Annotated in this window: 15 protein-coding genes; 14 read left to right on the forward strand and 1 reads right to left on the reverse strand. The window is 50.2% G+C overall.

Translation table 11 applies throughout. The features are described 5' to 3' along the window. Positions 1-271: 271 nt before the first annotated feature. The 9 genes from C7R93_RS27800 (at position 272) to C7R93_RS27840 (ending at position 14,144) form a co-directional block, all read left to right on the forward strand. Entirely contained in the window at positions 272-1,450 is a 1,179-nt protein-coding gene (locus C7R93_RS27800; RefSeq protein ID WP_106841825.1) for an ROK family protein, read from the forward strand. Positions 1,451-1,474: 24 nt separating this feature from the next. Next, positions 1,475-2,593, forward strand: coding sequence for an extracellular solute-binding protein (locus tag C7R93_RS27805; RefSeq protein ID WP_106841826.1), 1,119 nt, complete (start codon positions 1,475-1,477; stop codon positions 2,591-2,593). 123 nt (positions 2,594-2,716) lie between these two features. Next, positions 2,717-3,793, forward strand: coding sequence for an ABC transporter ATP-binding protein (locus tag C7R93_RS27810; RefSeq protein WP_106841827.1), 1,077 nt, complete (start codon positions 2,717-2,719; stop codon positions 3,791-3,793). Positions 3,794-3,807: 14 nt separating this feature from the next. Then, entirely contained in the window at positions 3,808-5,535 is a 1,728-nt protein-coding gene (locus C7R93_RS27815) for an ABC transporter permease (RefSeq protein ID WP_106841828.1), read from the forward strand. A 35-nt stretch (positions 5,536-5,570) separates the two neighbouring features. Continuing rightward, positions 5,571-8,108, forward strand: a complete 2,538-nt coding sequence (locus C7R93_RS27820) for an NEW3 domain-containing protein (RefSeq protein ID WP_106841829.1) — start codon at positions 5,571-5,573, stop codon at positions 8,106-8,108. Positions 8,109-8,229: 121 nt separating this feature from the next. Further along, complete coding sequence (locus C7R93_RS27825; RefSeq protein ID WP_106841830.1) at positions 8,230-10,758, forward strand: NEW3 domain-containing protein; 2,529 nt, start codon at positions 8,230-8,232, stop codon at positions 10,756-10,758. Positions 10,759-10,871: 113 nt separating this feature from the next. Continuing rightward, on the forward strand, positions 10,872-12,380 hold the full coding sequence (gene argH, locus C7R93_RS27830) for an argininosuccinate lyase (RefSeq protein WP_106841831.1): 1,509 nt from the start codon (positions 10,872-10,874) through the stop codon (positions 12,378-12,380). Then, positions 12,380-13,396, forward strand: coding sequence for an N-acetylglucosamine kinase (locus tag C7R93_RS27835; RefSeq protein WP_106841832.1), 1,017 nt, complete (start codon positions 12,380-12,382; stop codon positions 13,394-13,396). The genes argH and C7R93_RS27835 overlap by 1 nt, the downstream gene beginning before the upstream one ends. A 10-nt stretch (positions 13,397-13,406) precedes the next feature. Continuing rightward, positions 13,407-14,144, forward strand: a complete 738-nt coding sequence (locus C7R93_RS27840; RefSeq protein WP_106841833.1) for a PIG-L deacetylase family protein — start codon at positions 13,407-13,409, stop codon at positions 14,142-14,144. An 89-nt stretch (positions 14,145-14,233) separates the two neighbouring features. On the opposite strand, the gene C7R93_RS27845 is transcribed toward C7R93_RS27840, so the two are convergent. Then, the gene (locus C7R93_RS27845; protein ID WP_106841834.1) at positions 14,234-14,614 is read right to left on the reverse strand and encodes a RidA family protein; all 381 of its coding nucleotides are present in this window, start codon (positions 14,612-14,614) and stop codon (positions 14,234-14,236) included. 70 nt (positions 14,615-14,684) lie between these two features. Here C7R93_RS27845 and C7R93_RS27850 point away from each other — a divergent pair, with 70 nt between their 5' ends. The 5 genes from C7R93_RS27850 to C7R93_RS27870 all read left to right on the forward strand — a co-directional run bounded on the left by C7R93_RS27850 (position 14,685) and on the right by C7R93_RS27870 (position 17,278). Beyond that, a complete protein-coding gene (locus C7R93_RS27850; RefSeq protein WP_106841835.1) occupies positions 14,685-14,942 on the forward strand; it encodes a hypothetical protein in 258 nt (85 codons plus the stop codon). Positions 14,943-15,024: 82 nt separating this feature from the next. Next, positions 15,025-15,582: a nitroreductase family protein gene (locus C7R93_RS27855; RefSeq protein WP_106841836.1), complete on the forward strand. Its 558-nt coding sequence runs from the start codon at positions 15,025-15,027 to the stop codon at positions 15,580-15,582. Positions 15,583-15,677: 95 nt separating this feature from the next. Then, positions 15,678-16,025, forward strand: a complete 348-nt coding sequence (locus C7R93_RS27860) for a DUF1801 domain-containing protein (RefSeq protein WP_106841837.1) — start codon at positions 15,678-15,680, stop codon at positions 16,023-16,025. Between the two features lie 79 nt (positions 16,026-16,104). Further along, complete coding sequence (locus tag C7R93_RS27865; protein WP_106841838.1) at positions 16,105-16,719, forward strand: PH domain-containing protein; 615 nt, start codon at positions 16,105-16,107, stop codon at positions 16,717-16,719. A 151-nt stretch (positions 16,720-16,870) separates the two neighbouring features. Beyond that, positions 16,871-17,278 (forward strand): hypothetical protein, encoded by a 408-nt coding sequence (locus tag C7R93_RS27870; RefSeq protein ID WP_106841839.1) that lies wholly within the window; start codon positions 16,871-16,873, stop codon positions 17,276-17,278. Positions 17,279-17,430: the final 152 nt, after the last annotated feature.

Below are 17,430 nucleotides of genomic sequence, written 5' to 3' on the forward strand. Positions count from 1 at the left end.
GGACGCGGTTTCGCTTTTTGCATAGAGTCGGGCAGTGAATCCCTCAGCGGGTGGGACAAGAATCTGAGCGTTTTCTCCTGTTTCCTCCCCACCACAACAGCGTGATGGCCGTATTTTTAATATTTTTTAACAAAGGATATATTCACTAAAAAACCCAAAAAATATCTGAAAGACAAATGTAAATTGTTTGACTATTAGCAGTCGCCGTGTCTATAATTTGGTTATCTTTGTTAGTAATGTTAACTAACTGTGTGGCGGTGATCGATGAAACGTGCAAGTTCCTAAAAAAACAGGTAACAGCAAACTCGTGAAAAAACTGAATAAAGAAGAAGTATTGCAGCAAGTCGTCTTGCACGGTCAAATTTCTCGGGCTGATATCTCCAAACAAACACAGCTCAGCCGTCCGTGTGTTTCCGCCCTCGTGGATGAAATGATCCAGGAAGGACTCCTGCAAGAAGTAGGAATGGGCGATTCCAAAGGCGGCCGCAAGCCGATTTTGTTGGAGTACAACTACCAGGCGTACGCCATTGCGGGCGCGATTTTTGAAGGATCTACTCTGGACATGGCCATCGCGAATATGAAGGGTGAGTTCTTAGCTCGCTATCGCAAACGACTGGCACAACCAGCGAATGGTGAAACCGTCATCGAAGATTTGGCAGCCGGATTGGATCGCTTGCTGCGCGAAAGCGGCATCCCGCGAGAACGACTACTCGGCATGGGCGTCGGCTTGCAAGGGGTCACACAGCGTGGCAGTGGAACCGTCAGCTTTTCACCCAGCACAGGATGGATGGGCTCACCTATTCAACAAACGATCGAAGCGCGACTCGGACTGCCCGTCATTATCGACAATGACGTGAATATGATGACACTGGGTGAGTATGTCCGCGGAGCAGGAGTCGGCCATACCAACGTCGTCTACATGTACGTAGGAACCGGGATTGGGGCAGGGATCATTCTGGATGGACAGTTCTATCGGGGGAGTCGTGAGGCAGCAGGAGAGATCGGCTTCATGATGATCGGCCCTGTCCATAATCGCCCGAATGGCGCGTCAGGGGTGTTTGAGACGCATTATTCGATTCCGGGCATCCAAGAGCAGGCTAAGGGATTTCTCTCTGACCTTCAGGAAGGGTCGAGTGTCATAGAAGAGCTGATCCGGCACGCCAAACAACACGCAGAGGCAAAGGAGCTTCTTGCGGATGTGTACCGACATTGGGCGTACGGAATGGCGAACATCATCAGTATTTTGAACCCGGAAATATTGATCCTGAGCGGGGAGATGGTCCACGTCGATGGTGAAGGGGTGAAGCAAATTCACGAATGGCTAAGAGAATGGGTGCCTGAGGTGCCTAATCTCGAAAAAGCGAGTCTGGGGGAGCGAGCTGGTTTGATTGGTGCTGTCCATAGTGTTTTGGAAGCGTTTCCTTTCACACGACTGCTTGACAAAGAGTGAGAAGAACAAGAGGGGGAGTTCGTTTTGAAGAAGACAACTAGCAAGCTGAAAACATGGATGAAGGGCGTATTTGTCAGCTCCTTGGCTCTGACTGTGGCCGCGTGCGGAAGTGGGGGACAGGAAGCAAAGCCTGCAGACAACAACGCAGGCACGCAACCTGCTGCTCAACCTACTGATTCATCGGGTGATCCACAAAAATTGGTGATTTACACCGGACGAGACAAAAACATTTTTGAAATCGTGTTGCCAAAATTCAAAGAGAAATATCCGAACATCGAAGTAGATACACTTGAAATGGGTGCCCAACAAATTTTGGAGCGCGTTCGTGCAGAGAAGGCGAACCCGCAGGCTGACTTCTGGTGGGGTGGTACCCAATCTGCTCTAGCGACAGCAGCCAATGAAGATCTGCTGGAGCCTTACAAGCCGACTTTTGCAGACAAGGTTCCAGATTTGTACAAAGATCCGCAAGATCGCTGGTACGGTGAAATGCTCTTGCCAGAGGTTATCATGTACAACTCGCAGGTGCTGAAGCCAGAAGAAGCACCGCAAGATTGGGACGAATTGCTCGACCCGAAATTCAAAGACAAAATCGTGATCCGAAACGTACTACCGTCCGGCACGATGCGTACCATTTATTCCGCAATGATCTTCCGTCAAGGGGCGGATACTCCTGAAAAAGGTTTTGAATGGCTGACCAAGCTCGATGCCAATACAAAAGAATACACGCAAGACCCGACTAACTTGTATCTGAAGCTGGATCGTCAAGAGGGCGTCATCTCCTTGTGGAACCTCCAAGACGTTCTGATCCAAAGCAAAAAGAACAACCATCCGTATGACTTCATTTATCCGAAGAGCGGGGCACCGATTCTCGTAGACGGCGTGGCTTTGGTAAAAGGCGCGAAAAACCAGGATGCAGCGAAAAAGTTCATGGAATTCTTGATGAGTCCTGAAATTGCTGCTCAATTGGCGAAGGAGCGCTTCCAGTTCCCATCTCGTACAGACATCAGCAAGGACGAATTGCCAGACTTCATGAAAAATCTCGAGCTGAAGCCAATGGAACTCGATTGGGCTGTCATGGCTGCAAAAGAAAAAGAGTGGATGCAGCATTGGGATGAAAACATCAAGGGCAAAGGCAAGAAGTAAGGAAGGTTTTTTCCAAGCAGCTAGGCGGGAAGGAGTTGTCCTTTCCGTCTAGTCACTTATAGAAGTGGATCCAAAAATGCTGCAGCTTGAAATGACTTGCGATGAAGGAGGAAACACAACCCGATGAGCAGCGTAACACTTGATCACGTTCACAAAAGGTTTGGCCAGGCAAAAGGGGTTGAAGATGTTCACATTCATATCGAAACAGGAGAGTTTTTTACTTTTCTCGGTCCGAGTGGCTGCGGCAAAACGACTACCCTGCGCATGATTGCCGGCTTTTATTATCCAACGGAAGGCCATATCCGCTTTGGATCACAGGAGGTTACATCTCTTCCTCCGCATAAGCGCAATACCGGGATGGTATTCCAAAACTATGCATTGTTCCCGCACATGACTGTTTTTGAAAATATCGCGTTTGGCTTGCAGGTTCGGAAAGTCAACAAAACAGATGCAAAAGAACGTGTAGAACGGATCATGAAGCTGGTCCGCCTGGAAGGCTATGGCGAACGCCGCATTGATCAGCTTTCTGGGGGACAACAGCAACGGGTAGCACTGGCACGGGCGCTGGTCATCGAGCCGCAGATTCTGCTGTTGGATGAGCCGCTGTCCAATCTGGATGCGAAGCTCCGAGAAGAGACGCGCTTCGAGATCAAGAGACTCCAGCTGGAGCTGGGGATTACGACGATTTACGTTACGCACGATCAGGCGGAAGCGATGTCGATGTCAGATCGGATTATGGTCATGCAGAGCGGCGAAGTTCAGCAGATCGGAACACCGCATGAGATTTACCATCGTCCTGTAAACCGTTTTGTCGCTTCCTTTATTGGCGAGACGAATCTGTGGGAAGGCACGGTTACAGGCTTTGACGGTGATGAAGTGCTGGTTCGCACGGCTTCTGGACAAATGCTCAGCGGATTTAAGAAAAATGCCTCTCCACGTGCGCAGCTGTCAGTTGGGGAGAAGGTGACGATGTCTATCCGTCCTGAATCCGTTCTGGAGAGTACAGGCAACGAGGGACAAAATGTAGTGACAGGCTCTGTTGTCATGTCTGAATTTACAGGGGCGTGTGTCAATTACGTCACGCAAGTAGGAACGGAGAGTCTGCGCAGCATGTCCATCAACCTGGGACGACCGATTAAACAGCGCGGCGATGCCATCGGCCTACATATACCGAAAGAGAGCATTTATTTTGCCGGATAAGGGGGAAGAAGCTTTTGAGAGCAGAGTTGCAGCAAGCGCCGACAGCAGCCAGACGAAAGTCCATCACCGCTTCACCCGCCTTCGTCTACGTGCTGGTATCGCCACTCTTTTTAATATTGTTGGCATATGTCATATATCCATTGTTTGAAACGTTCGTTGCGAGTATCAAAATCGATGAGGCAATTACGTGGAAAAACTACATTCGCTTCTTCAGCCTGGAGCATACTGCCAACCTGGAAGCGTTGTGGAATAGTATCTACATATCGGTTCTTAGTGTCATTACATGCGGAATTGTCGGCGTCGCGATGGCGTTTTTATTGGAGCGCTATGAGTTTCCGGGACGAAAAATTCTTTCGGTGCTGGCTTTGGTTCCGATGGCGTTGCCTCCACTCATTGGCGTTCTCTCGTTTACCTTTTTGTACGGAGAGAGCGGAATCATTCCAAGGGCGATCAAAGAGCTGTTCGGGCTTGCCCAGGTTCCTTTCTCGTTAAAAGGAATATGGGGTGTGGTCGTCGTTCATACGTTTACGATGTACACCTATTTCTTTATGACAGCAACGGCAGCAATCAAGGGACTCGATCCGTCCTTGGAAGAGGCGGCAGCCAGTCTCGGAGCGAATCGCTTTACCGTTTGGCGGCGCATAATTTTGCCGATGCTCACGCCAGCCATGGTTGCGTCTTCTCTGTTGGTTTTCATGATTTCGATGGCTTCTTATACCGCGCCGCTCATTTTCGGAATTGATCGGACGATGACGATGCAAATTTATTTGTCTCGCACCAATGGAGATTTGGACATGGCTGCGACTCAGTCTACGATTTTATCGATTGTTTCCGTGGCCTTTCTTTTGATCATGCGCTGGTACCAAGGCGCGCGCAACTACCAGAACTTGAGCAAAGGGGTCAGCGTGCACCGTACCGAGATCAAAAGCAAAGCGGGACGCTACACCACGATTGTGCTGTCTTTTATCGGTACAGTCATTCTGATGCTGCCAATTCTCGTATTGGTACTCATCTCCTTCTCGGTGGATGGTACCTGGACGGTGCAAATATTACCTCCGGAGTATACTCTGTCGCATTACATGGATTTGTTCACGGATAGTAAGACGTGGCGTCCGATTCTCAACAGCTTGCAGCTGTCTGCTATCGCGGTAATCGGGATCATCATTTTCGGTGTAGCTGCGGCTTATGCCATGGTTCGCCTCAAGTTTCGCGGGAAAACACTTCTTGATGTTCTGATCATGCTGCCATGGGCATTGCCAGGGACAGTTGTCGCGATCAACCTGATTGCAGCGTTCAGCGAGCCGAATGCATTCAGCTTTGGACAGGTTTTGATCGGAACATTCTGGATTATCCCGTTGGCGTATTTTGTCCGACATCTTCCACTTGTGTTTCGTTCTACATCCGCGACTTTGATGCAGATGGACCCATCTGTCGAGGAGGCGGCACGGAATCTGGGTGCTTCTTGGTGGTACAGCTTCAGACGTGTCGTGTTCCCGATGGCTTGGGGTGGAATTCTCGCAGGTACGCTCTTGGCATTCGTCCAGTGTATCGGGGAGTTCGTGGCTTCGATCCTGATCTTCACACCGAAGACGACGCCATTGTCTGTCGCGGTATTCCAACGCATGTACAGTAACGAATTCGGCACCGCTTGCGCCTATGGTGTCTTGCAAATCGTGGTCATCATCATTGTGTTGTTCATCTCCAGAAAATTGACCGGAGATAAAGCGGGAACTGCCGTGTAAAGCTGGATGCCTTCGTGAAAAAGGAGGAGCTTCACGTGGATGTCAGTGAATCGATGGATAAGAAATCACCGATAGTGCAGCCGACCAAATTGCCCTGCCCGCCTATTCATGTATCTGTTCGCACCATGCAGGGGGAACACGGACTGCTCGACTTGTGGAAAGCGATTAAGCCGCTAGCTACGATTGCCAGTGCCATGAACACAGGCGCACATCCGGACGATGAGCACAGTGCCATGCTCGCTTACTTGGCGCTGGGGAGAGGCGTGTATACCACGAGTGTGATCGCGACGAGAGGGGAAGGCGGTCAAAACGAAATCGGCTGCGAGCAAGGTACCGCGCTGGGGATTATCCGCACGCGCGAGCTGGAAGAAGCATCATCTCTTAGCAATGTGACGCTTGGCATCTTAAGCGAAGAGCTGGATGATCCCATCCATGATTTCGGGTTTTCCAAATGCGCCAATGAAACCTTTCGCAAATGGGGCGAAGAGGTCGTGTACGAGCGATTGATTCGAAAAATCAGGGAGCTGCGCCCTGATGTCGTCATCGCTTGCTTTGAAAATGAACCGACGACACACGGCCATCACCGGGCGATTACTTTACTGACACAGCGAGCTTTTCACGAAGCAGCCGATCCAGACATCTTTCCTGCACATATGCAGGCTGGACTTTTGCCGTGGCAGATGAAAAAGCTGTATCTGCCTATCATGGACAACGATGATTATCACGTCGCCGTACCTGTGGGTGAATACGACCAAATCTACGGCTCATCCTATGTCCAGCTTGGTGAGCGATCCAGGTTTATGCATAAGACACAGGGCATGGGTGTTCATTACGATGAAGGCCCGACCTACAATTACTACCGTTTGGATGAATCTGTTACTCCGGCACCGGAAAAAGAGCGCGACTTTTTTTTCGGGCTGCCCGTAAGCTTTGCTGATCTGGCGCAAAACGTCGCTGCAAAAGGGGGACAAGAGCTCGCAAAAGTGCTTCATCTCATGCACGATGCGGCTACAGATGTCCTGAATGCCTACCCGCGTTTTGCAGAGGTGGCACAAAGGGTTCACCGTATGAAGGCATTGCTTGCGTCCGCACAGCAGGAAGTATACAAGTCAACACTCGACGAAGAAACCAAAATCGACCTGATGTATCGATTTGGGATAAAGGAAGCACAGCTAAACCGTGCCAGTGCAGAGGCATTGTCATTGGTGGTCAAAATCAAGCCGGAGACAGGCGAATGGGTAGCAGGTCAGACGACGACGGTTACTGTTACGGCCTACAATGGAGGCGCGCTTGAGGTGGAACATGTACAGCTGCGTTTGCGTGTCCCTAAAGGATGGACGGCAAAGCCGCTCACCCCAACGGCGTTTCCGCGACTCGCTTACAACCAGACAGTGTGCACCGTATTTGAGGTAGCGATTCCTGCACAGGCGGAGCCGTTCCATCCTTACAAGCCACCCGTGCTTGACGTCGAGGTGCTCTATTTCGCCTTCGATACAGCCAGTACAATTCGCGTGGAGCCGGATAGCCGTGTAGCTGTGCTTCCGCCGTATGCCGTGACTCTGACACCGTCAGATGTGGTGCGAAACACGCTGCATACGGATGAGGCGATCCCGGTTAAGGTAACACTGAAGCAGTACCGTCCGGGAAGCTCTACGGCCAAGATCGCTCTCGTTGTCCCGGAAGGCTGGACAGCGGAGCCAGCCTTTGTCGATGTTCCGTTTTCTTTCCGCAGCGAGACGAAAACGATCGCTTTTACGGTTCATACCACGCCGCAGGTGACGAATGGCAAATATGAGATCCGCGCTATGGTCGCGGGGACCGACGGTGTGACAGAAGTCGCGCAAGATGTGCAGGTCATTGAATACCCGCATGTCGGTCGCACGTATTTCATCCGGCCTGCTACGCTGACTGTTCAAGCCTTCGACCTGGCCATCCCGAAAAATCAACGGATCGGCTACGTATCCAGCGGCTTTGACAATATGGATAAATACTTGCGCGCGGTCGGGGTAAATTGCCTCAATCTCGACGCAAACGAAATACAATCGGGCGACTTGTCCCGCTACGACACGATTATCCTCGGGATTCGCGCATACGGTTTCCGCCGCGAATTAATCGAGAGCAACCAGCGTCTTTTGCAGTATGTAGAAAACGGCGGAAATCTCGTCGTTCAATATCACAAGCCGGAGGACAAATGGAAGCCGCATCTCGCGCCATATCCCATTTTTATCGGCGAATCGCTGATCGATTGGCGGGTGACCAATGAGCAATCAGACGTCCGTATGCTGGCCCCTGACCATTCGATGTTCCTTGAGCCAAACGTGATCACCCAAGCAGACTGGGATGGATGGGTACAGGAGCGTTCCATCTACAATCCCTCACGCTGGGGGAGCGAGTATACCGAGCTGATTGCGACAAGTGATCCGGGAGAGCCAGAGTTCCGCGGCATTTTCCTCACGGCGCACTATGGAAAAGGGACGTACACTTACAGCTCGCTTGCCTGGTTCCGCGAGATTCCGCAGCTAGTCCCTGGTGCTTTTCGTTTGTTCGTCAACATGATCAGTCAGAAGCAGTAATGCCCCATCCACTCCGGGCCAACCGTGGGTCGATCCATGGCTACATCAATGAAATACACACGTACAGACCGCCATGATTGATATAGACATCAATCTGATTATGGAATGGAGGAGTTGTTCATTGAGTAAGGGGAAACTTGCCAAGCTGTACACGATTACGTCAGCAGCGGTGCTAGCCACGAGTCTGATTATGCCGGTAGCACCCGAGACTGCCCATGCAGACCGCGGGGTTGTCGACCTGTGGAAAGCCATCAAGCCGCTCACCACGATTGCCAGTGCGATGAACACCGGAGCCCATCCGGACGATGAGCACAGTTCGATGCTTGCGTATTTGTCGCTTGGAAAAGGGGTGGACACATCCAGTGTCATTGCGAACCGAGGCGAGGGAGGACAGAACGAGATAGGCAGCGAGCTGGGGAATGCGCTGGGGATCATTCGTACCCGCGAATTGCAGGAAGCTTCCAAAATCACGAACATCCATCTGGAGAACCTCAGTAAAAAAATCGATGATCCTATTTTTGACTTCGGCTTTTCCAAAAGCCCGGATGAAACCCTGCAAAAATGGGGCGAAGATGTGGCATACGAAAAGCTTATCCGCCATATCCGTACACTGAGACCAGATGTCGTGATTCCCGCATTTTTGAACGAACCTTCGACTCACGGCCATCATCGCGCGATTAATGTCATTACGGTACGGGCATTCAAGGATGCCGCAGATCCAAACGTTTTTCCACAGCATGCGAAGGAAGGTTTGGCGCCATGGCAGGTGAAGAAGCTGTATCTGCCTGCAAAGGATAAGGATTACTCGGTCAAGGTGCCTGTTGGCGACTACGACGAAATCTATGGTGCCTCATACGTCCAACTCGGCGAAGAATCCCGTTTCATGCACAAGAGCCAGGGCATGGGACGTCATTATGACGAAGGACCAAGCTTCAATTATTACAAGCTCGATCAAGCCATCGTAGAGACAAAAGATAAGGAAGCAGACTTTTTTGAGGGAATCTCCTACTCGTTTGACGATTTAGCCAAGGAAGTTGCCAGCCAGTCTGGCGGGGAAAAAGTCGCAGGCGAACTGAAAAAGCTGCAAAAGGATGCCGCAGAGGTCATTGCTGCGTACCCAAGCTTTGCCACAGTAGCCAAGGAAGCACATGAAATGCTAGCGGATGTTGAAAAAGCGACGACAGTAGTCGAAGCGTCCTCCTTGCCAACTGACACGAAAACAGACTTGCGCCATCGCCTGGGAGTAAAGAAATCCCAGCTGAATAAGGCAAGTGCCGAAGCGCTCTCGCTCGTGACGAAGGTAAAGCCTGAGACAACCGAGCTGGTAGCGGGTCAAACAACAAAAGTAACCGTCACAGCTTACAACGGCGGTCAAGCAAAAGTTGGGAAGATCAATCTCGCACTGAATGTACCAAAAGGCTGGCAAGCAAAGCCGGAATCGACCACCAGCTTCTCATCGCTCGGCTACAATCAGACGGTAAAAACGACATTTGCTGTCACGGTTCCGTCTGATGCTGAGCTGTTCCAACCGTATGCCGCGCAAGCCATTACCGCAGACGTCAGTTACAGCTTCGCAGGTTCGGCGGCCAATAGCCATGTGACGCCAGCAGATGCCATTGCAGTTCTTCCATCTTTTTCTATGGTGCTGAGTCCGAATGCGACGGTTTTGAATACACAGAAGCCAGAAGAGCCAATTCCAGTCAAGGTTACGGTGAAAAACTACAATCCAGGTGCAGCGAAAACAAACATCTCTCTCGATGTGCCAAAAGGCTGGAGCGTAGAGCCACAAGCAGCACCGATCGCCTTTGAGGCCAAGGGAGAAACGAAGTCGGTTGCCTTTACAGTCAAAGCAGACGCTTCTGTCCAACCGGATAAGTATACGGTGACAGCAGTCGCGTCGGGCAGTGGAAAAGAGAGCCGACATGGAGCTCAAGTCATTCGTTACCCGCATATTGGCACGACATACTTTGTCCAACCAGCGACGCTTGCGATCCAGGCTTTTGACCTGAAGGTGCCGGAAGGACTGAAGGTCGGTTACGTATCCAGTGGCTTTGACAATATCGATCAGTATTTGTCCCAATTGGGAGTGAATGTGACCAATCTGTCGGCAAAAGACATCGAGTCTGGTGATCTGGACCAATACGATACGATCGTGCTGGGCATTCGCGCTTATGGTTTCCGACCTGAGCTGATTCCTTCGAATGCACGCTTGCTGAAGTACGTGGAAAACGGCGGAAATCTGGTCGTGCAATACCACAAGCCAGAGGATAAATGGAAGCCGGAGCTGGCTCCTTATCCGATCAAAATCGGTGCGCCGCTGATTCAATGGCGTGTCACAGACGAAAACTCCAAAGTAACAGTACTGGCGCCTGATCATGCCTTGTTCAATTTGCCAAACAAAATCACAGAAGAAGATTGGGACAACTGGATTCAGGATCGTTCCGCTTACAATCCATCCGAGTGGGGCAAGGAATACACCGAGCTGATCTCCAATGGAGACGAAGGCGAGAAGGAATTTACGGGTACGTACCTCACTGCCAAGTATGGAAAAGGAACGTATACCTACAGCTCGCTCGTGTGGTATCGCGAAATTCCGTCACTCGTACCGGGTGCGATCCGATTGTTTGTCAATATGATCAGCCCACAGTAGTAATCATAATAGCAGGGAAGGCGATCGTTCGGCGGTCGCCTCCCTCCTAAACAGAAGATCAGACACTAAAATAGAAGCAGTTTACAAATGGATAGGGAAGGAGATGCAAGAAGATGAATTACAGAGATCGAATTTTTCAACAGGAGGGAGCTAGTTTCCCTGGCAAGACATATGTGGAGGCGGTTTTAGAGCCTGCGTTCAATGAAGCGAAGCACCATCTGCTGCATCCGATGATGGCGATCAACAAGGCACATTTGATCATGCTTCGTGAACAAGACTTGCTCACAGACGATGAGGCAAAAAGAATTGCTGGTGCACTGTGTGGAATCGAAATGGATGAACTGCGCCAATCGCATTACACCGGGCAGTTTGAAGACTTGTTCTTTCAGGTAGAGAGCCGATTACTGGAACTGGCTCCTGATGTGGCAGGAAATCTCCATCTGGCTCGCAGCCGCAACGACATGGGAATTACCATATACCGCATGGTGCTGCGTGAAAAATTGTTGGTGACCTTGGCTTCTGCCCTCTATCTGAAAGAGCATTTGCTCCTCTTTGCAAATGAGCATGCGGATACGATTATGATTGGCTACACACACACACAGCAGGCTCAGCCGACGACAATGGCGCATTACATCATGGCGGCTTGCGACATGCTCAGCCGTGATATCAAGCGAATGATCCAAGCCTATCACACGGTCAATCGTTCACCGATGGGAGCAGCGGCCTTGACGACTTCTGGCTTTGCGATCAGCCGAGAGCGGATGCGCGAATTGCTCGGATTTGATGAGTTGGTGGAAAATTCCTATGATGCCGTCTGCGGCGCGGATTATTTGGGGGAAGTAGCGACGGCCGTACAATTGGCCGCGATTAATTTGGGGCGTACGGTTCAAGATATGCTGCTGTGGTGCACACAAGAATTCGCGGGGTTAAAAGTCGCGAGTCCATACGTGCAGATCAGCTCGATCATGCCGCAAAAGCGAAATCCGGTTTCCTTTGAACATATGCGCTCTCTGTTGTCCAGTGCAGCAGGGAATGCGACAACAGTGCTTACGATGATGCACAATACGCCTTTTGGTGATATCGTGGATACCGAGGATGACATGCAGCCATACGCATGGCGGAGTATGGGCGTACTCGAGCAGATGTATCGCTTGATGGCGAGCGTTGTGGGTACGATGGAAGTGAACAAGGACGTCCTCCTGGAACGGGCAAAAGGCAGCTTTGCGACCGTCACAGAGCTGGCGGATACATTGGTGCGCACGGATCAACTTTCGTTCCGCAAATCTCATCACATCGTGAGTCGCGTGGTAAAAGAAGCGATGAGCGAGCAACTCGCTGCGAACCAAATCAGCTTGGAGCTGGTAAACCGTGCAGCCGTGGAAGTAATCGGACGGGAACTCTCGCTCACAGCAGAAGAGCTCAGACTGGCGCTTGACCCTGTTCATTTCGTGATGATCCGCAAGCTTCCAGGTGGACCAAATCCAGACGAAATAAAGCGCATGATCGCCCTGCGACGAGCTGTTCTCCAGCAGGAAACAGAATGGCTGGCAGAGAAAAAGCAGGCGATTGCGAATGTGATGAAAGGGCTTGATCAGATGACAGCTGAATGGAGTGTGGGGTAATGGCAGTGGTGCAAATACCTCTTCTGGCAGTGGACGGAGGGGGCACCAAGTGTCTGGCGGTACTGGTGGACCGCTCCAGAAATGAAATCGGTGCAGGACGCTCCGGTTCATGCAATTATCAAGGGATTGGGGAGGAAGCGGCAGCTCGTGAGGTGGTTGCAGCGATCAGTCAAGCTCTGGACGATGCGATCGCTCGTCAAACCGTAGCCCCCTTTATGAGCGGCACTCCGACACCGGATGGACCAATCGAATGGGAAATCGAGTGTGCGGTGTTCGGGATCGCTGGTCTGGACACGGAGTATGATCGACAAGTGATCTCGCGGATGGTGAGCAAGGTGCTGCACCAGCTCGGTATTCGCGTCCAGCATCTGATTGTGGAAAACGACGGGTTCGCGGCATTGCTCGGTGCAACCGGAGGGAAGCCCGGCATTCTGGTCATCGCAGGCACCGGATCGATTGCCTTTGGTGTAAACGGCGAACAGGAAACGGCGCGAGCAGGAGGCTGGGGGCATCGGGTCGGTGACGAGGGCAGCGGCTACTGGATCGGCAAGCAAGCGATTATGGCTGTATTAAAAGCAGCGGATGGTCGCGGCGAGCCGACCGTATTGAAGGAGCTGCTCCTCCCGCACGTTGGACTGGGACGCGTAGATGAATTGTTTAACTGGACGTACAGTGAGCATTATTCCGTAGAGAAGGTAGGAGAGCTGTCGCCGTTGGTCAGTCAAGCGGCACTTGCCGGAGATAAGGTGGCAGCGACTATCTTGCAGGTCGCAGGTGAAGAGCTTTTCGATGCTGCTCGGGCTGTCATTGATACGTTGCAAATGAAAACCAAGCCGTTTCAGATGATCATGCAGGGAGGCGTTTTGCAAAACGATGATCGCGTGCGAGAGATCGTTATAGAGCGCGTCCGAGAGTACGCTTCGCAGGTCGTCATCGAAAATGCGCAAAACGATCCAATTTACGGTGTGATAGCAAAAGGATTGGCTTATCTAGAACGCCAATCAAGCGGCAAGTGAGGTGGCAGAAATGAAAAAAGTAATGGTCGTCTTTCCCCATCCGGACGATGAGTCTTTTGCCTGCGGGGGAACGTTGGCAAAGTGTAAGGATGCCGGACATGAAACGTGTTATTTGTGCATTACCTCCGGCTGCAAAGGACGCAGCGGTCCATTCGATATCGATTGCCGAGAAAAGCTGGCAAAACATCGTGAGCTAGAGCTGAAAACAGCAGCGGAAGTGCTCGGAATCAGTCGTCTCGACTTGTTCCGGTACCCGGATGGTTCCTTGCAAAATGCTGACATGGATGAACTGGTAAGCAAGATTCGAAAGGCAATTGAAGATTGGAAGCCCAATATCGTTGTCACGTTTCCCCCGGATGGCGTGACTGGTCATCCCGATCATATCGTCACGTGCGAGGCGACGACGCGAGCGGTCGAACAAGCGGAAGCGAGCTTGGCTTTGGCGGAATATCCTGATTTGTACTATGTTTCGATCCCGCACTACTACGATCATTGCCCGGATCATGGTCCAAAACCAGCAGTTCCGATTACAGGAAAGGTCGATATCTCGGCCTATCGGGCACAAAAAGGAGAGGCGCTGAAGGCTCACCTCAGTCAGGAGTATTCCGTGAATCGCGCCTATCCGGGAGTGATCGATGGTAATTTTGGCGTCATTGGTTGCTTCGAGTATTTTACTCTGGTGCGGTCTCGCGGCAAGGCGATCGAGCCGGTTAGTGTGGGTGGGAGTATTCCTGTCATTGAGCTGTAGTTTACAAGTAGAAAGGGCTGACCAGCATGATTTTTGCTTGTCAGCCCTTTATTGTTTGTCAGTAACCCACAACGTCACTGTGAATCATGCTACACAATCGCTTCGACTTCAATCTCAACGAGCAAACGCGGATCAATCAATGCTTTAACCTCAACCATCGTAGCGACAGGCTGAATCTCGCGAAAAAACTCACCGTGCGCTTTTCCGATCTCTTCCCACTTGCTGATATCCGTCACAAACATTCGCGTTCTGACCACATGAGACAAATCGGCATCCAATTCTCGCAATGCTTTCTCGATCGTCTCTAGGATGAACCTCGTTTGTTCATAGGCATCGTCCACACCAACGACTTCCCCGTCCTTCATGGCGGTGGTGCCAGCCACCTCGATCCGGTCGCCGATTCGGATTGCGCGGCAATAGCCCACAACAGGCTCCCAAGGCGAACCCGTGAATATTTTCTTTCGATTCATGGTAGAAAGCCCCTCTCTTTTCCGCAATAATTGGAATATACTACAAAAAAGAAGGCGAGTGGAGTGATTTATGGACTTTTTTCTCCCCCTTTTTTCCAAGTACAAGTGCTTGATCCACACCGCGTTTGGTCATGAAGAATACATATGCGTGGTAAACAAGCTAAGTGCTCATGGCATTCGTTTTCGGACACGCAGTCACTCTCATGCAGTTCGTCATTTAGGGGGAGACATGGGGCTGTTGCCCCAAGAAGAAGACCATAAGCAGTATGACATCTACGTGGCGAGAGAAGACGAGCATCAAGCACATTTGGCCATTCATTCCCGTTGATGGATACCTATACGAACTCGGACTGCCTTCGATATAATGATTGGGATTAGTAAGAAAATGGTACAACCGAGGAGGAACCAACATGTCCGTTCTAGAGTCACTCAAAAGCAGAAGAGCCGTGCGTAACTATATTCCAAAAGAAGTAGAAACAGAAAAAATCCAAGCGCTGCTAGATTGCGCAGTGCTAGCCCCGAATGACCGCTTGCGTCAGCCGTGGCATTTTTACGTGATCAGAGGAGAAGCGAAGCTGCGGTTCGAGGAAATCGCGAAGGCATTTTTGCTAGAGCGTTTTCCGACCAAGCCCAATCTCGTGCAGGATTCCTTGGCCGTCCTGGAAAAAACTCCGCTCGTCATTGTCGCGACTGCTGATGTGATCCCAGGGGATGAAGCATCCTCAGAGGATAATGAGTACGCAGTTTGCTGCGCGATTCACTCGATGTGGCTGGCAGCGAAGGAGCTGGGTCTTGGCATGGTATGGCGCACGAGAGGAATCGGCTTGGTTCGCGACGAGCGCTTGCTGCAATTCCTTGGATCGCCGGAAAATAAAAAGGTCGTGGGCACTCTGTTCATTGGCTATCCCGAGGCAGATGCTCCTGAGACGAGTCGGGTAGCAGCGGAAGAAAAGACGACCTGGCTGTAATCGATAGAATAGCAATCTAGAAGAAGCCTCCTATTGCATCTGTCGATTATCATAGACAAGAAGCATCATCACTTTGTGGAAGCGGAGGACTATTTATGAATCAGCAAGTAACGGATTATATCCAAAACATAACCAATGAATCTCAAGTAGAAGTTTGCAAGCGGATTCGCCAACTCATCCATGAAAACATCCCGAATGTAGAAGAGCAGGTGAAGTATAAACAAGCTTTTTATTCCATTCTGGGTAAGCAGGTATGTGTGTATTTTCCGGCAAAGGACTGGATTAACGTAACGCTGTTTCAAGCGGCGAATCTGGAGGCTCCAGCTGGCTTTTTTGAGAAGTCTGATCATGCTGACCGGAAGACTATCAAAATACGGAACGGAAAAGAATTTGATTTTGACGTCCTTGCAGGCCTTTTCAAAAAGTTGGGTGAAGCACAGTAGTTGTTTGCAACTAAGTCCCCCCACGGACGTATAAATGGATAGAGTTCACACCGTACATATCGAGGGGAGCTGTTTCATTATGTTTGGAAAGCTTGCGGCAGACGCGCTTGGCTTGAGCAATGTGGGAATCGTGGTAAAACCAGCCGATTATGACAAAGTGGACGCCGATGATTACATCATGCACGAGGACCATGAGAAGATCTATTTTTTGATCAAATCAAAGTCCGATGAGTACTGCTTCACCAATCTGGGTCTGGTTCATCTGGATGGAACGAGTGCCACTAGCAAAAAACGCATGCTGCGCCGCTATTCCTACCATACACACCCGATCTCTGACGTGTATCTGGAAACAGCCGGAACCGTCGATTTGGATGTCGAAATCAAGTTCACGATGGGAAATGAGCACTACTCGATCGATGTCAACAAAAAGCATTTGGAGGAGCTAAAAGACCTCTACAAAGCACTTGTGAAGATCGCATCGATTACGCACGATAACGAACTTGCGCTCCAGCATGCAAAAGAAAGCCTCCACGTCGCCCAAAGCACACTAGGCCGTGTAACTGGCCTGCAAGCAGACGTAGCTTCACAATTCAAGTCCATCAACCAATACACCTTCGACTGGCTGGAAGACATGCGGTACAAATATGTCGTCAAAGACTTTGGTAAGGTCTTTGAAAAATACATTCAAAACTAAAAAGGAAGAGCCTCGTGACAGAGGCTCTTTTTTAATTTTTGCTCTGTTACGTCGACAAACGAGGAAACTAGTCCATAAAGCAGAATAGTAAGGATGTGATATTGTTTTCTTTCTCCTTCGAGAGGAAGGGCACTGTATGAAGGCATAATCTTTGTTTTACCTAGAAAAAGAACAATGCTTAAGGTTAAACCAATTAGGATTTAAACCTCCCTACGATGAGGGAGAAGTTTTTGCATATCAATTTTATTATTACAACGATGAAGAATGGTCTGTCGGTGGCCAAATTACAGGAGCGGACTCAATCCTAGCAACTGAGGAAATTTACAAAAATGGCGTTAGGCTGTATACAATAGATGAAATTTTCGATTGGATTCACCATGAAGGTCTTGGAATGAGACTCGTAAAAAACATAAATTCAGGATATAAGCTTATCATTTTTGATGAGCATGGAGCCGAGTATAAAGGTAGTGGTGGAACTCTTACCAATGCTGTATTTAAAACAACTGAAAAATACTTATTGAGCAACCCAATTCAGTTTTCAGCAACTCAGGGTTTTTGACTGGTCTGTTAATAAAAATCGATAGTTCAATATAAGGAATAACCCACAATATAATTTGTGTGGGTTTGTTTTGGTTAGATATTAACAACGTTTTAATCGCGTCACCCAAACAGCTGTACGGGAAGGCGTGTCACATGTTTGGAAGGAGACCG

Origin of the sequence: Brevibacillus fortis, assembly GCF_003013395.1 — a bacterium.
GTDB lineage: Bacteria > Bacillota > Bacilli > Brevibacillales > Brevibacillaceae > Brevibacillus > Brevibacillus fortis.

Coding starts and splice junctions, on each gene's coding strand:
- C7R93_RS27860 (WP_106841837.1), top strand. CDS start 15,678: ATGAATCAGCAAGTAACGGATTATATCCAAAACATAACCAATGAATCT.
- C7R93_RS27850 (WP_106841835.1), top strand. CDS start 14,685: ATGGACTTTTTTCTCCCCCTTTTTTCCAAGTACAAGTGCTTGATCCAC.
- C7R93_RS27840 (WP_106841833.1), top strand. CDS start 13,407: ATGAAAAAAGTAATGGTCGTCTTTCCCCATCCGGACGATGAGTCTTTT.
- C7R93_RS27835 (WP_106841832.1), top strand. CDS start 12,380: ATGGCAGTGGTGCAAATACCTCTTCTGGCAGTGGACGGAGGGGGCACC.
- C7R93_RS27855 (WP_106841836.1), top strand. CDS start 15,025: ATGTCCGTTCTAGAGTCACTCAAAAGCAGAAGAGCCGTGCGTAACTAT.
- C7R93_RS27810 (WP_106841827.1), top strand. CDS start 2,717: ATGAGCAGCGTAACACTTGATCACGTTCACAAAAGGTTTGGCCAGGCA.
- C7R93_RS27865 (WP_106841838.1), top strand. CDS start 16,105: ATGTTTGGAAAGCTTGCGGCAGACGCGCTTGGCTTGAGCAATGTGGGA.
- argH (WP_106841831.1), top strand. CDS start 10,872: ATGAATTACAGAGATCGAATTTTTCAACAGGAGGGAGCTAGTTTCCCT.
- C7R93_RS27845 (WP_106841834.1), bottom strand. CDS start 14,614: ATGAATCGAAAGAAAATATTCACGGGTTCGCCTTGGGAGCCTGTTGTG.